Origin of the sequence: Streptomyces sp. NPDC048417 (genome assembly GCF_040651615.1) — a bacterium.
Classification (GTDB): Bacteria; Actinomycetota; Actinomycetes; order Streptomycetales; family Streptomycetaceae; genus Streptomyces.
Genome location: NZ_JBEZKI010000033.1, coordinates 34,364 through 48,501, shown reverse-complemented (window position 1 = coordinate 48,501; position 14,138 = coordinate 34,364). Strand labels below are relative to the sequence as shown.

Here is a 14,138-nt window from a genome sequence, read left to right as displayed (position 1 = left end):
ACCCGGTCGAAGACGTTCTGCCGGCACCGTCACGGCGATCGTGTCCGTGTCCACCCCCGGCACCGGCTTCCTCACCGACCCGGGCGAGGCCGCCGGCCTGACCCGGCAGCTCAACGACTTCGCCGCGTCCCTCGTCGCCGAACACACGGACCGTTTCGGGTACTTCGCCACCCTGCCCATGCCCGATGCCGCCGCCTCCGCGATCGAAGCCAAGCGGGCCCTGGACGAGCTGGGGGCCGACGGGGTCATCCTGCTCGCCAACAACCAGGGCGTCTACCTCGGCGCGGGCGGCCAGGACGAACTGTGGCAGACCCTGAACGACCGGGGCGCCGTCGTGTTCGTCCACCCCGCTGACCTCCCGGCACCCGCTGTCGACGGGATCCCGCCGTTCGCCGCCGACTTCCTCCTCGACACCACCCGGGCGGCATACCTCCTGGTCCGCAACAGCGTCGTACGCATGTACCCGAACATCCGGTTCATCCTCAGCCACGCCGGCGGCTTCGTGCCCTACGCCTCCCACCGCATGGCCGTCGCCATCGCCGGCGACACCGGACGCAGCCCCCTGGACGTACTGGACGACTTCCGCAGCCTCTACTACGACACCGCGCTGTCCTCCAGTTCCGCCGCCCTGCCCACGCTGCTAGCCTTTGCCCGCCCCGGACACGTCCTCTTCGGCAGCGACTGGCCGTTCGCCCCCGCCATCGCGAGCCAGTACTTCGCCAACGGCCTCGACAGCGGTGTCGACTCCGGTGTCCTCCAGGCCGTCAACCGCACCAACGCCGAAATCCTCTTCCCCCGCCTGGCAGGCACTCCCGCACAGACTGCCGTCCGCCCGGCCCCGGTGCGCCTGCGTCAAACCGCCCAACGGGCCGCCGCCCGCCTCGTCTTCAAGCTCGTCCGACCCAGCACCGATCAACACAGGTCCCCAGGACCATGACTCCACGTCCGGAGTCCGAGGAAGCACGACTTCGAGTTGCCGGCGACGCCAAGCGGCCCAGCTGGGCGCGGAGGGCAGTGGTGCGAGGCGAGGCACTGTCTGGAACTGTTCGATGGGAACACCACTTTCCCAACCGCCTTGGCCGCAGCAGCTTGACGGCTTGGGGTCGTGAGGTGTCTTCCTCGGCCTTGGATGTGCGCTCATCTGCCGGCGGCGACTGAGATACCTCCCAGTTCGTCAGGAGTCCCAAGAACTCCCAATGGAATCGCCACCCCGCACTCCACAGGTCTTCTAACAAAATAATCATCGAAATTGTTAACAATCCTGAGGCTCCTTGCCTACAGTCTGGGACTCGAATGAGCCGCACAGCCCGACCTGCCCGCGGTGTCGCCGGGGCGGTGCGCAGGCACGGCCGTGGCCACGTAATCCGATGTACAAGGAGATCTACGGGTGGACATCAACCGCAGAACCGTTATCCGGGGCGCCGCAGCCGTAGCCGCGTTCGGAATCGCTGAGGGCACGGCAGGCGCGGCTTTCGCCGGCACCTCATCGTCGCGCAGTTCGTCGAGCACGACCTCGGCGTACTCGCTGGAGTTCGACTCCACCGCCTGGTCGTACGACTCGACCAACGACGTGTACTACCAGATCGGGAAGGTGTACGTCGCCAACCCGGCCACGACGGACTACGAGAACCTGTCGATCTATGTGCCGGGCGCCTATCTGACGGCCACCGCGAACAGCGATGGGACCACGTACACCGCGACGGTCAACCCGAAGGGCACCGTCGGCGACTACTCGGGACGCACGGCGCCGATCGTGATCCCGGTCAACACCCCCGGCTACGCTGGGCAGAAGCCGGCCACGTCCTACAGCTACAGCAGCGTGTCGCAGTACCTCGCGGCCGGGCACATCTACGTGTGGCCGGGCCTGCGCGGCAGGGACGGCTCGACCAGCACCCGCTCCGACGCGGCGCCTTGGGGCGTGACCGACCTCAAGGCCGCGATCCGGTTCCTCCGGTACAACCGGAGCGTCCTGCCCGGCAGCACGGACGACATCGTCCTGTTCGGCATGAGCGGCGGCGGCGCCCAGGACACCGTGGCGGGCACGTCCGGTGACAGCCCCCTGTACTACCCGTACCTGCGCACGATCGGCGCGGCGATGGAGGACGCCAAGGGCCGGCCCCTCAGCGACGCGGTCGCCGGGGTCATGGCTTGGTGCCCGATCACCAGCCTGCACGAGGCCAACCTGTCCTACGAGTGGAACATGGGCCAGTTCGCCTCGGCCGGCACGCGCGCGTCCGGCACATGGACCAGCGCCTACTCGACGGACCTCGCGAAGGCGTGGCCCAAGTACATCAACCGCCTGGGTCTGCGCGACGAGCAGGGCAGGCGCCTGAAGCTGACCGAGTCCAGCAGCGGCATTCACCTGGCCGGCAGCTACTACGACCACCTGATCGAGGTGATCACCACCTCGCTGAACCACTTCCTGTCCGACAACACCTTCCCCTACACCATCACCACCCAGGGCGGCCCGCCCGGATCGGGTTCGACGGGCACCTCGACCACGTACGAGACGGTCGCCGACTACATCGCCTACCTCAACACCGACAGCACCTGGGTCACCTATGACGCCGCGACCAACACCGCCACGGTGTCCGGCCTCGAAGGCTTCGTCAACAGCCAGAAGACCGCGAACAAGCCGGTCGGCGCATTCGACGGATACTCCCGCGGGCAGGGCGAGAACATCGTCTTCGCGATGGGGCTCGACGCTCCGTCGCACTTCGCGCCGCTCACTCGTGACGTCATCAAGGCGAACGAGACGACCTACGCCTCGTACTCCGACTGGGACTCCGCCTACGGCGCCTCGGCCTACGACAGCGACTTCGCCAAGAAGGACAGCGTCGGTAAGGACATGGCCTGGCGGGCCGACGCGTACAACCCGCTGTACTTCCTCTCACCCGCCTTCGGCGGCTACCGGCGGTCGCAGGTCGCGCGGCACTGGCGCATCCGCACCGGCATCATGCAGGGTGACACGGCCAACACGACCGAGATCAACATCGCGCTGGCCCTGCAGAACTACGGCATCCGCGACGTCGACTTCGCCACTGTGTGGGCCCAAGCACACACACAGGCCGAGCGCACCGGCAACTCCACGGCGAACTTCATCAGCTGGGTGGCGTCCGTCACCAAGAAGTGACCACCGGCCCGGGCTCCTGACCGACCAGCCTCGACCAGGCGCCCGCCACCGGAGCGGCGACGCTCTCGGCGGCGCAACCTCCCGCACTGCCCGGTCCAAGGTCACCAAGGCGATTCTGCCAGGAGTTCAATGGCCGACCCATGAACCAGGAGCCGGCCAAGGGCAATGGCCCGATCAGTCTGCATGCTGGTCGGGCCATTGTGATTGCGGCCTACTGGTCGAACTCTCCAGCCTTGACGCCCTGGATGAAGGCCGACCACTCGGCGGCGTTGGGGAAGCCATCGCAGGATCATCAACGGGGTCGCGTACCGGAACCGGACTGGGGGTCCCGTGGCGAGATCGGCCTGCCCGGTTCGGCAAGTGGAAGACCGTGTATGAGCGGCATCGGCGCGGGTCAGCGGATGGCACGTGGGAGAGACTCTGCGCGGCTGTTCTGATCGACGCCGACGCGGAAGTCCGCATCGACCGGTCGATGGTGAGCGTGGAGCCCACCTCCTGCCGGGCCCACCAGCACGCCGTCGGAGCACGCAAGAAGCCCCCGCGCCTGCCGGGGCAAGACGCACGCCCCGGCAGCACCGTCCCGACGAGGGCTGGAACGCTCACGGGGCGGCCTCACCGGTCGAGGTGGCGTGGGCCGAGGAGGGGCTCGCGCTCTTGGATGACCTAGAGAAGAAGGGTGTGCCGCTGCGGGGTGAGCAGGACGGGTGACGTAGCGGGTGCCCCGGTTCGTAGGGATGGGCAGGCCGAGCCGGCGCCCGTGGCGTATCTGCGGGCGGCGGCCGGTATCGGCTTCACGCCCTGGGACTGTCCGGCCGTGGAGGACTCCCCGAACGGCATCCGCTCGGCCGCCGCCGACATGCGTGTACTGGCCGTATCCCGCGGCGGCACGGAACTACCTGCCCACGTCGCCCACCTGCCCGTGGCACAGGCGCGCGGCGCCTGCGCCGCGCTGTCGCTGCTGACCCGGCTCTTCACCCCCGGGCCGCGACCGCGGCCGGCCGCCGGCGGCGGTGCGATCGGTTCGCGGTCCGCGCCCCCCTGAACGTCCTTTCTCTTCTGGAGCGTGCACGGGAGTCGGTCAGTGACGGTCACCACCGCGCGGTCCGCCGGCCTTGCGCGGACATTCGGCGTCGCTGTCTTCTTGTGTTTGTGAGGATGCTGTGGGTGACAAGGAAGAGGGCTTCCGGCCTCCGGAGCCCCTCTCTACCCTCCAATGCCCATGACAACAGAACACGCGCACCAGTCCCAGGGGCACAACGGACACAGCCGCAGGCGCTTCTTGACGGCGACTGGGGGAGCGGTCGCCGGAGTCGTCGGTGGGGGAGCGGTCGGCGTCTCAGTGGCTGCCGGCAGCGCGGCGGCGGCCTCCTCCGGCAAGCGCGTCGCGGTCCTCGGCGGCGGAGTCTCCGGCCTCAGCGCCGCCCAGGAACTCGCGGAACGCGGCTACGAGGTCACGGTCTACGAGTACTACGACGCCCTCGGTGGCAAGGCCCGCTCCATGGACGTCCCCGGGAGCGGAACGGGCGGTCGTAAGCCGCTTCCGGGCGAGCACGGCTTCCGCTTCTTCCCCGGCTTCTACCGGAATCTGCCGGACACCATGCGCCGCATCCCCTTCCCCGGCAACGCGAACGGTGTCCACGGCAACCTCCGCAGCGGTACGGAGGAGTTGTTCGCGCGCGGCTCGGGCCGCCCGGACCTGCACTTCCCCCTCCGCCGGGTCACCACCCCGCCCGCCCCCGGCGACCTCACCCCGTCCTGGATCCGCGACCAGATCCTGTCGGTGCTGGATCTCGGCACTCACCTGCCCGCCCACGAGGCCGCCTACTTCGCCGATCGCCTCCTGGTACACCTCACCAGTTGCGACGCCCGCCGCGAGGGCCAGTGGGAGAAGGTCCCCTGGTGGGACTTCATCCGGGCCGGCGAGATGAGCCGCGAGTACCAGGTGCTCCTCGGTATCGGCCAGACCCGTAACCTCGTCGCCACCCGCGCCGAGATCGCTTCCACCCGTACCGTAGGCCGCGTCATCATCGAGGCCCTCATCCTGTGGGGCCTGCTCGGCCGCGGCATGGACGGTGACGCGGATGTCGACCGGGTGCTCAACGCCCCGACCAGCGAGGCGTGGATCGGCCCCTGGGAGAGGCATCTGCGCTCCCTGGGCGTCGAGTTCGTGCTCGGCACCGAGGTCCGGGAGGTGGCGTACGGCGGCGGCCGGGTGACCGGCGTACGGGTGGCGGCGCGCGACGGCAGCCGGCCGCGTACCGTCACCGCCGACCACTACGTCTCTGCGCTCCCGGTCGAGCATGCGCGCGTGACCTGGGGCCCGGCCCTGCGGGCCGCCGACCCGCAGCTCGGTCGGTGCGACGCGTTGAAGACGGACTGGATGACCGGCGTGATGTTCTACCTGCGCACGCCGACCCCCGTCGTGCACGGACACATAAACTGCCTCGACTCACCGTGGGCGGTCACCGGCATCGGTCAGACGCAGTTCTGGGACGTACGGGACTTCGCGCGCGACTACGGAGACGGGCAGGCCCACGAGTGCCTGTCCACGATCATCTCCGAGTGGGACAAGCCCGGCATCCTGTACGGCAAGACGGCCCGTGAGTGCACCAAGGGGGAGATCGTCGCCGAACTGTGGGCCCAGTTGAAGGACGGCCTGAACGACTCCGGCAAGGCGACGCTCAGGGACGAGGACCGGCTCGGCTGGTTCATGGACCCGGCGGTGACGGGCCTCGGCGGCCCAGCCCCGCAGAACCGCGAACAGCTGCTCATCCACCCCACCGGCACCCTCTACCACCGCCCGTCGGCGAGGACGGCGGTGCCGAACTTCTTCCTCGCGGGCGACTACGTCCGAACGGATGTGGACCTGGCGACCATGGAGGGCGCCAACGAGTCCGCGCGGCGCGCCGTCAACGCACTGCTGGACGCAGACGATTCGGGCGCCGAGCGGTGTCACGTCTGGGAGTTGTTCCGGCCGCCGGAGATGGAGCCCCTGAAGCGGGTCGACGAGGTGCGCTATCGGCTGGGGCTGCCCAACACCTTCGACCTGGGGTAGCACGCGATACCGAGTCGTGATCGGCGCGTTGTGCCGGCTGAGCGAGCGGGCATGGGAGCTCCTGGCGGCGGGCGTCACGCCGCAGGGACGGTGGGAGGTCATCGCTCCCGAACGTGCCGGGCACGTCGGCACGGTTGATTGTGTCGGGTGGGAAGCGGCAACGCCTGACGGTGAGTTCCGTGAACGCTTGGTCCTGATCGGTTGCAGAGATGTCGGTGAGTTTCAGCAACACTGCCGAGCAGCTGAGCCGTTGCAGGGCCGGACGTCGAACACAGCGCCGTGAGTCGAGCCTGAAGGGACGGCCGCGGCTTGAGCAAAGGCAGCTGATCGCCTGGTGGGGCCGATGGCGTGCCGCCATGACCGATCGTGCAGAGCCCTCGACGCCGACATCGCCGCTCTTCTTGCCGCCAAGGCGGATGACGGCCGGCAGCTTGGTGAACTACCCCTCGCCTGAACGTGATCGTCCCGTTCTCCGAGCCGTCGGACGCCAACGGGACGGCTCTGCCCTGCCGAGTCCAACGGGCCCAGATCTGCCGCCCATTCAGGATCAGACTTCGGCGTCTTCGCAGCTCAAGCGGTATGTGCGCGCAACGGGCACGCAACGGTACCGTGCAACCGGCGCAACGCCCGGAACCGTTGCGGCCCTCTTCGGCGCAGCCCTAGCGTGACTGGCCAGGCGCCCAGCGCGACCGCGCCACGTAAGGCTCATCTGCAGATGGACAAGACGTCTTCCGGCGCGACCTTCTCCACCGGCGTGCGCCTGCGCCAATGGCGTGCCGAGCCGACGGTTCAGCACCTCATCGGACCCGCGGCCCGGCAGTTCCACAGCCCGACCACACGGATTCGCGGATCACCCGCGACCGAAGAGGGAGAACTCGATGACCGCTACCGCCGGAACGACCCCGGACACCGGCCTGAAGGCCGGCATGCGCCCGGACGCCTCCGAGCCGAAGCTCGGGATGCGCCCGGACGCCCCCGTGCTGAAGGCCGGGATGCTCCCCGACAGCTCCCCCGTCGTCGCCTGACCTGCGGCTGAACCACCCCTCGTCCGGCTCCGGCGCGCCCGCCCACGGCAGGTCGCCAGTGCACTGTCCGACCGCGGGCGCGTCGGAGCCGGGCACATCCCCACCCGCACCGCATCCGACTGGAGGACCTGATGGGCAGCCCCGCCGCCGGCAGGACCCGCAACGGCACCGGAGCCTCCGGCCCCGTCCGCAAGGCCCTCGGGCAGCAGCGCATCGCCGACCTGGAGAAGCTCCGCGGACGCCCGACCATCGGCCTGTGGGACGTCGGATGGGATCTCGTCGCGATCGCCGCCGCGGCGATCACCGGCCACCTCGTCGGTCGCGTCGTCGGCTCCCTGCTCGCCGTCTGCTACATGGGGAGGGGAGAGGTCGGACGGTCCTACGGCCGCAAGGCTGAGAAAATCAGGTCCCGGGCGTAGGACCAGCGCTGCACGAGGTCAGCGCGACGGCTCAGCCGCGCGCAGATGTGCTGGGTGCCGAAGAACGCGGAGACCAGCGTGTGAGCCGCAGCGGAGGGCGAGACCCCCTCGCGCAGCTCCCCGGCCTCCGCCGCCTCCACCAGCAGCTCCGTCAGCAGGCTGATCCAGCCGACGTACGGCTGCGGCAACAGGCCCTCCGGCAGGGGCTGCTCCATCTGCAGCCGCGCCCCGCCCTGTACGACCACGTCGTCCTGGAAGGCCACCGCGGTCTGGTCGAGCAGTTCCCCCACGGTGTCCAACGGGCCGAGCCCCTTGGCCTGGGCGGCTTCGAGGAGCACGGGCCAGCGGTGGTAGTGCGCCTCGACGACCGCGATCGTGAGTGCTTCCTTGGTGGGGTAGTGGAAGTAGACCGCCCCCTTGGTCATCCCCACGTGGTCGGCGACGTCCTTGACGGACGTCTTGCCGTACCCGCGCTCGTCGAAGAGCTGCGCGGCAGCGTCCAGGATCTGCTTGCGGGTGTGCGCGGCCCGTTCCTGCTGCAACTCCGGGCTGCGGCCGTGAAGGGCGATGCTCCCCGCGCTGCGCTCGGGTACCGGGAACGTGGCCCGGCTCTTCTTCAGTTCCATGATGTCTCCGCTCACGGTTCGTCTCCAGCCCCCCGTTGCAATATACCTTCTCGCAGGTATATTTTTCCCCGAGCAGCCGGTGACCAACCACCACGCAAGGTCACCGCGTTTGCGGCATGGCCACTTCCGGAGGGGGACAATCATGAATGACACCGACATAGCGCCCGGCGACACGACCGCCGGGCACTGTGCCGATGCACAAGTTCCGCGCGCTCTGGTACACAAGGCCGCGGACCGGGAAGTCCTGTTATCGGCCGTTCGCCCGCTGGGCGGGGATCGCTTCGCGGTCCTCGTGCGCTGGCCGCACGACCATCTCCTGCACCACCGCGCCGCCGACGGGACCCGGGACTCCCTGGTCGTCGTCGAGACGATGCGTCAGGCGGGGATCTGCCTCTCGCACCGCTTCCACGGTGTCCCGGCGGACCACATGTTCGTCCTGCACGGCTTCGACTTCCACCTCGACGCGCCGCTGCGCGACAGCGGCGACGGGGCCGACGTCTCCTTCCACGTCACCGTGCGCCGCGTACCCGGCAGCCCGCGACGCTTCCGTCTGACGTCCGAGGCAGACCTCCTGATCGACGGCCGCACGGTGGGCCGGGCGAGTATGCGCTGGGACGCGCTCCCGCCTGCGCAGTACGCCCTCGTGCGCAGCCGCAGCGCCGCCGCGGCGGCCCCGTTCGACGTCACCGACCTCACCGTCGAGGCGCGGACCCTTTCGCCGGCCGCCGTCGGCCGTGACCGCGACGACGCCGTGCTGCTCGCGAGCCTGGGTGACGCGTCGGCCGGATGGCAGCTCAGACCGGACACGGGACACCCCGCACTCTTCGACCATGCCAGTGACCACATCCCGGGGATGGTGATCGTCGAGGGGTTCCGGCAGGCCGCCCTCGTGCGCGCCGCCCAGGACACCCCGGGCGCCTGGGCCATCGACTCCCTGCAGGCGTCGTTCCTCTCGTTCGGCGAACTCGGGCAGCCCGTCACCATCACCGCGGAGCCCGAGGGCGCCGGCGCCTACCTGCTCGCGGCCCGCCAGGGCACGCGCACCCTGGCCACCGCGCTGGCCGCCCGCGCCGCCGCCTCCCCGCTCGGCGGCCTCCTTGCCGGGGTCGGTGCTGCCGCGTGCTGAGTGACCTGGGCAAGACGCTGGACACCGCCCGCGAGGACCGCATCGTCCTGGACGAGACGTGCCGGCTCACCGACCGGTTGGCGGACTCCCTGGTCGAGAACGGATTCGCCCGGCACTTCGTGCCCGAGCGCTGGAACGGCGGCGCCGGTACCTTCACCGCACTCCTGGACGCAGTCTCCGAGCTGGCCGAGACCTGCGCGTCCACCGCCTGGTGCGCCGCGCTGTACGCGGCACACGGCAGGCTCGCCGGCTATCTCCCCGAGGCCGGACAGCGCGCGATCTGGGGCGAGGGTCCCGACGTGCGGGTGGCCGCGTCCGTCGTGCCGCCGCAGGGCTGCGCCGTCCGGGTGGACGGCGGCTGGCGGCTGACCGGCAGGTGGGCCACGGCCAGCGGTGTCGACCAGGCAGAGTGGATGCTGCTCGCCTCCTGGGCCGCGCAGCACGGCGACCCTGCGGGCGAGACGCGGGAGCACCGGATCTTCGCCGTGCGGCGCTCGGAGATGAAGGTGCTGCACACCTGGCGCCCTGTGGGACTGCGCGGCACCGGCAGCAACACCGTGGAGGGCGACGTCCTGGTCCCCGACCACCTCACCTTCACGCTGAGCGACCTCGGGCGCGTTCAGCCGCACGCCGCCCGCTGCCACACCGTGCCGTTCTCCCTGGTGGCCACCCTCATCTTCGCGGCGCCGGTGCTCGGAGCCGCTGAGGGAGCGCTGCGCACCTGGTGGGAGACGCAGACTCAGCGAGTGCGCCCCGACGGCGGCACCGCCGTCCAGCCGCTGGTGCTGGCCAGGGCGTCGGCTCACATCCAGGCCGCGCGACTGCTCCTCGAGCGGGTCGCGCAGCGCGCCGACCACGCGCCCGTGACGCCCGTTCTCGTCGCCGAGAACCAGCGGGACGTCACCGTGGCCGTGGAGCTGTGCGGCGCGGCCGTCGACGAGCTCTTCCGTACGGCGGGGCTGCGCGCACTGGAGGAGGACGACGCACTCCAGCGCCGCTGGCGCGACATCACCGCGGCACGCACCCACGGCACCCTCAACTTCACTTCGGCGGCGACCAGTTACGCCAACGCTCTGCTGGAGGCGCGAGCGGGGGAGGAGGCCCGATGACCCGGCGCATCGCCTTCTTCGACGTGGACGAGACCCTGCTCGCGGGCAAGACCCTGCCCGAGTTCTGGCATGCGCATGTCGCTCGGCTCGTGGGGGAGGGGCGGACGCCGGGCGTCCTGCGCACCGCCGGCGCCGACCGGGAGACGCTGAACCGTGCCTACTTCGCGCATTTCGCCGGAGCGCGCCGCTCGTCGTTCGACGAGGCGGCCCGCCAGTGGTACGCCCAGTTCAGGAGCGGTCCGCACGCCTATCTGACCGAGACCCTGGATGCCCTGCGCCGCCACCAGGGCGAGGGTGACGAGGTCGTCCTCGTGACCGGCTCGGCGGTGGCTCTGGCCCGGCCGGTCGCCGAGGACCTCGGCGTGCGCCATGTGCTGGCCACCGAGCAACTCGCCGACGCCGCCGGGGTGCTGACCGGTGAGGTCCGCCGGCCGATGATCGGAGCGGCCAAGCAGGACGCCGCGGCTGCCCTCATCCGCCGGCTCGGCGTCCGTGCGCGGGACTGCTGGGCCTACAGCGACCATGAAAGCGATCTGCCGTTGCTGTCCCTGGTGGGCCATCCCGTGGTGGTCGGCTACGACCCGGTCCTCGCTGCCCGGGGCGTGGCGCAGGGCTGGCACTTCCTCGGCACCCGGACGGGTCCGCGCTTCGAGCGGAGTGCGCTGCTGCAAGTGAGCTGAGTCGTTCCCTCCCCGGTTGGCCGAGGGCCGTCCGGGGCGGGACACGTGAGCAAAACATACCTTCGGGAGGGTTTTTTGTTGGCCAGGAGCAGAGACGACGACCCGCCATCGGCATCCCCAGCCCCAGTACATCCGTTGTAGGAAGGCAGCAGACGGACATGAGCGCACCGAGCATCGGGCCGCAGGCCCTGAGACTCTTCCAGTACGCCTCGGCCCGCAGCGACTGGACCGTCCGCAGCGCCTGCGAGCAACTCGACACCACCGTCGACGAGATCGAGCGCGCCCGCCGCCAACTGATCGGCCTGGGCCTGCTCGTCGAATCGTCCGACGGCGAACCGACCGCCAAGGCCACCGCTCCCGAGGCCGCGCTGCTGCGGCTGCTCACCGCCGAGGAGGAGGCCACCGCCCGCCTGACCGACCAGATCCGCCGCACCCGCGAGCAGATCCACGCGATGCGCGACGTGTTCCTGCCGCTGCACGTCGCCCGCAGCGGCACGCTCAGCGACGAAGTGATCACCGGCGCCGACCGGATCGCGCGAGTGCTCGGCGACACCGCCGACATCGCGACCTCGGAGATCCTGAGCATGCACCCCGGTCCCGTCCGGCCGTCGGAGGTGCTCGCCGAGGGGCTGCTGCGCGACCTGCAGGTCCTGGAACGCGGTGTGACCATGCGCAGCATCCACCTGCGGCCGATGACCCGCATCGTCCACTCGATGAACCATCTGCAGGAACTGAGCTCCGCGGGCGCCCAGGTCCGGATCGCCAACATCGTGCCGTTCCGTTTCATCCTGGTCGACCGGGTGCAGGCCCTGGTACCCGCGCTCCACACCAACGCCGGCAACGCCATGATGGTGCTGCGCGGCGAGGCCGTCACCGCCCTGCTGGTCAAGGTCTTCGAGATGTGCTGGGCCTCCTCGGTGCCTCTGGAGGACACCGGCGCCGGCAAGGAATCCGGGCTCACCTCCCAGCAGCTGTGCGTGCTGCGGCTGATGTCCACCGGACGCAAGGATGAATCCATCGCCCGTGAACTCGGCGTCTCTGTAAGGACGTTGCGTCGCGTGATGGCCGACCTGATGGCCCAGCTCGGCGTGGCGAGCCGCTTCCAGGCAGGGGTCACGGCCGCGAGGACGGGACTTCTCGACTAGGACCTGTCCGGTCGATCACGGCGCAGACGCGGGGTGTGGCACGCTCCCCCAGAGGGGACACCCCATCCCTGGAGAGGGACCCCAGCGGCGTTGTCGTCGGTTGCCGACTGCCCCACTCTCGGCTCGCTCGAGCGGGGGAGCCCCATCGCGTCGACGCCCTCCTCCGCCTTGCAGCTGCACGCTCCCCCACTCTCGGCTTCGCTCGAGCGGGGGGACCCCCATCACCCCGCTCACCGGCACCGATCAGGCGACCTCCACCCGGCCCGCGCCGCTCACTCCTGCGCCGCACCGCGCCCCGCCGCGCGGCTCCGCATCCTGCCCGGGTCGCCCTGTCCGCTACCGGCCACGCCGCAGGGTGCCGCGCCTGCTGTCTGGCGGCCCACCGCTGCCGCTCACACGATGGGGTTCCGGCTGAACGCCCGCGAGTCAGGAGCCCTCGTGTTCGACCCCGCACTCCTCCGATCCCTTACGGGTACCCCGATGCAGGTCCGGGGTGCCGTCCTGCCCGCCAGACTGTCCCCCGCGGGTGCCGAACCGGGCGCGGGCGGGTGGGCCGTACTGCGTGTGACGGTGCGCAACGCGGGCAGCACCGGACAAGGCGAGGCGGCCCTCCAGCCCGCGCTGGACACACACGGACCGGACGTCCTGCGCGACCAGTTCGCCTCCGCCAGGGACGGCCTGGAGCGGATGATCAGTCCCGTCCAACTGCCCGGGCTGTTGTTGCCGGGCCCCCTGCGCAGCGCCCTCGACTCCGCCCTTTGGGACTTGCTCGCCAAGCGCAGCGGACAGCGCGCCTGGGAGCTGCTGGGCATGCCTCCGCCACGACCGGTGCCCGCCGTCCGCACGGTTTCCCCGGTGGCGACCGAGCTGCTGGAGCAGGAGCTGAAGGACGGTGAGGACTTCGCCTCCCTCAAGCTCAAGCTCGGCGCGGGCGACCTCGACGACGACCTCGCCCGGCTGACGGCTGTACGCCGGCTGCGGCCCGACGCCTGGCTGATGGTCGACGCCGACGGGGCCTGGGACGCCGACCGGCTCCACGTGATGCTGCCGATCCTCCACGCCCACGGCGTACGCATGCTCGAACAGCCACTGCCGCAGGACCGGTCCGCGGCTCTCGCCACACTGCCGCGCCCCTTCCCGATCATCGCGGACCTGACCTACGAGCAGAGCACCGACCTGGGGCGCCTCGGGGACCGCTACGACGGCATCAACCTCTCACTCGACGCCGTGGGCGGCCTGACGGCGGCCCTGGGCATCATGGAACAGGCCGGACAGCGGGGCCTTGCGGTGCTGCTCGACTCGCCCCCGGCGACCGCCCTGTCCTGCGCGCCCGCGCTGCACGCGGCGCCGGGCGCCGACCACGTCACCCTGCCGCGGTGGCTGGACGCCTCCGGAGCGGGTGCTCCGACACTGCAAGGGGAGGGTGGGATGCTGGTCCCGCCCTCCCCTGCGCTGTGGGGATAGACCCTCACCCGCGGGCCGCTCCTCAATCCCAGATCAGATCGTCGTCGCTGAGGCAACGGATGGCAAAGGCAGTCGGTTCGGTCATGGAATTACGCATCAGGGATGCCCCTTCGTTCGAGAAGTCCGGACGCGTTGCAGCGCCTTCGCCAAAACTTTCGCATTCCACCTCCACCCCCCGGCAAGCGGTGGAGCTGACCCAGAAGTGACGTGGCCCGAACCGGCCACGGGCCACCGTTCCGGTGATTCCCGGCGGCCTGCACGACTCATACGGGTCATGGCCCCCAGAGGCCAGCGCAACCGGCCCTCGACGGCAACGAATCCGCCTAGCCTCACCGGTGTTGCGCTGCGCGAGCAGC

The 14,138-nt window shown here is 70.3% G+C and carries 12 protein-coding genes and 1 pseudogene; 12 read left to right on the top strand and 1 reads right to left on the bottom strand.

The features are described 5' to 3' along the window. Window positions 1-40 precede the first annotated feature (40 nt). The 7 genes and pseudogenes from AB0D59_RS40180 (at window position 41) to AB0D59_RS40150 (ending at window position 7,632) form a co-directional block, all read left to right on the top strand. Window positions 41-937, top strand: coding sequence for an amidohydrolase family protein (locus tag AB0D59_RS40180; protein ID WP_362576132.1), 897 nt, complete (start codon window positions 41-43; stop codon window positions 935-937). A gap of 450 nt (window positions 938-1,387) precedes the next feature. After that, window positions 1,388-3,133, top strand: a complete 1,746-nt coding sequence (locus AB0D59_RS40175) for an esterase (RefSeq protein ID WP_362576130.1) — start codon at window positions 1,388-1,390, stop codon at window positions 3,131-3,133. Window positions 3,134-3,400: 267 nt separating this feature from the next. Beyond that, window positions 3,401-3,789 (top strand): annotated as a pseudogene (locus AB0D59_RS40170) (transposase); the annotation flags it as partial. A gap of 101 nt (window positions 3,790-3,890) precedes the next feature. Then, entirely contained in the window at window positions 3,891-4,175 is a 285-nt protein-coding gene (locus AB0D59_RS40165) for a hypothetical protein (RefSeq protein WP_362576128.1), read from the top strand. A 177-nt stretch (window positions 4,176-4,352) separates the two neighbouring features. After that, window positions 4,353-6,188 carry an FAD-dependent oxidoreductase gene (locus AB0D59_RS40160; RefSeq protein ID WP_362576126.1) on the top strand — a complete coding sequence of 612 codons (1,836 nt, stop codon included), beginning with the start codon at window positions 4,353-4,355 and terminating at the stop codon, window positions 6,186-6,188. A gap of 878 nt (window positions 6,189-7,066) precedes the next feature. Then, window positions 7,067-7,213 (top strand): hypothetical protein, encoded by a 147-nt coding sequence (locus AB0D59_RS40155; protein WP_362576124.1) that lies wholly within the window; start codon window positions 7,067-7,069, stop codon window positions 7,211-7,213. Window positions 7,214-7,344: 131 nt separating this feature from the next. Next, on the top strand, window positions 7,345-7,632 hold the full coding sequence (locus tag AB0D59_RS40150; RefSeq protein WP_362576122.1) for a hypothetical protein: 288 nt from the start codon (window positions 7,345-7,347) through the stop codon (window positions 7,630-7,632). On the opposite strand, the gene AB0D59_RS40145 is transcribed toward AB0D59_RS40150, so the two are convergent. Next, the gene (locus tag AB0D59_RS40145) at window positions 7,593-8,273 is read right to left on the bottom strand and encodes a ScbR family autoregulator-binding transcription factor (RefSeq protein WP_362576121.1); all 681 of its coding nucleotides are present in this window, start codon (window positions 8,271-8,273) and stop codon (window positions 7,593-7,595) included. The genes AB0D59_RS40150 and AB0D59_RS40145 overlap by 40 nt on opposite strands. A 127-nt stretch (window positions 8,274-8,400) precedes the next feature. Between AB0D59_RS40145 and AB0D59_RS40140 the strand changes: the two genes are divergently transcribed. From AB0D59_RS40140 to AB0D59_RS40120, 5 genes are all read left to right on the top strand, one after another. Next, complete coding sequence (locus AB0D59_RS40140) at window positions 8,401-9,384, top strand: ScbA/BarX family gamma-butyrolactone biosynthesis protein (protein ID WP_362576119.1); 984 nt, start codon at window positions 8,401-8,403, stop codon at window positions 9,382-9,384. Next, on the top strand, window positions 9,378-10,493 hold the full coding sequence (locus AB0D59_RS40135) for an oxidoreductase (RefSeq protein ID WP_362576117.1): 1,116 nt from the start codon (window positions 9,378-9,380) through the stop codon (window positions 10,491-10,493). The genes AB0D59_RS40140 and AB0D59_RS40135 overlap by 7 nt, the downstream gene beginning before the upstream one ends. Beyond that, complete coding sequence (locus AB0D59_RS40130) at window positions 10,490-11,173, top strand: HAD-IB family hydrolase (RefSeq protein WP_362576115.1); 684 nt, start codon at window positions 10,490-10,492, stop codon at window positions 11,171-11,173. Before AB0D59_RS40135 ends, AB0D59_RS40130 begins: the two co-directional genes overlap by 4 nt. A 158-nt stretch (window positions 11,174-11,331) precedes the next feature. Beyond that, window positions 11,332-12,318, top strand: coding sequence for a LuxR C-terminal-related transcriptional regulator (locus tag AB0D59_RS40125; RefSeq protein ID WP_362576113.1), 987 nt, complete (start codon window positions 11,332-11,334; stop codon window positions 12,316-12,318). A gap of 480 nt (window positions 12,319-12,798) precedes the next feature. Then, on the top strand, window positions 12,799-13,782 hold the full coding sequence (locus tag AB0D59_RS40120; RefSeq protein ID WP_362576111.1) for an enolase C-terminal domain-like protein: 984 nt from the start codon (window positions 12,799-12,801) through the stop codon (window positions 13,780-13,782). Window positions 13,783-14,138: the final 356 nt, after the last annotated feature.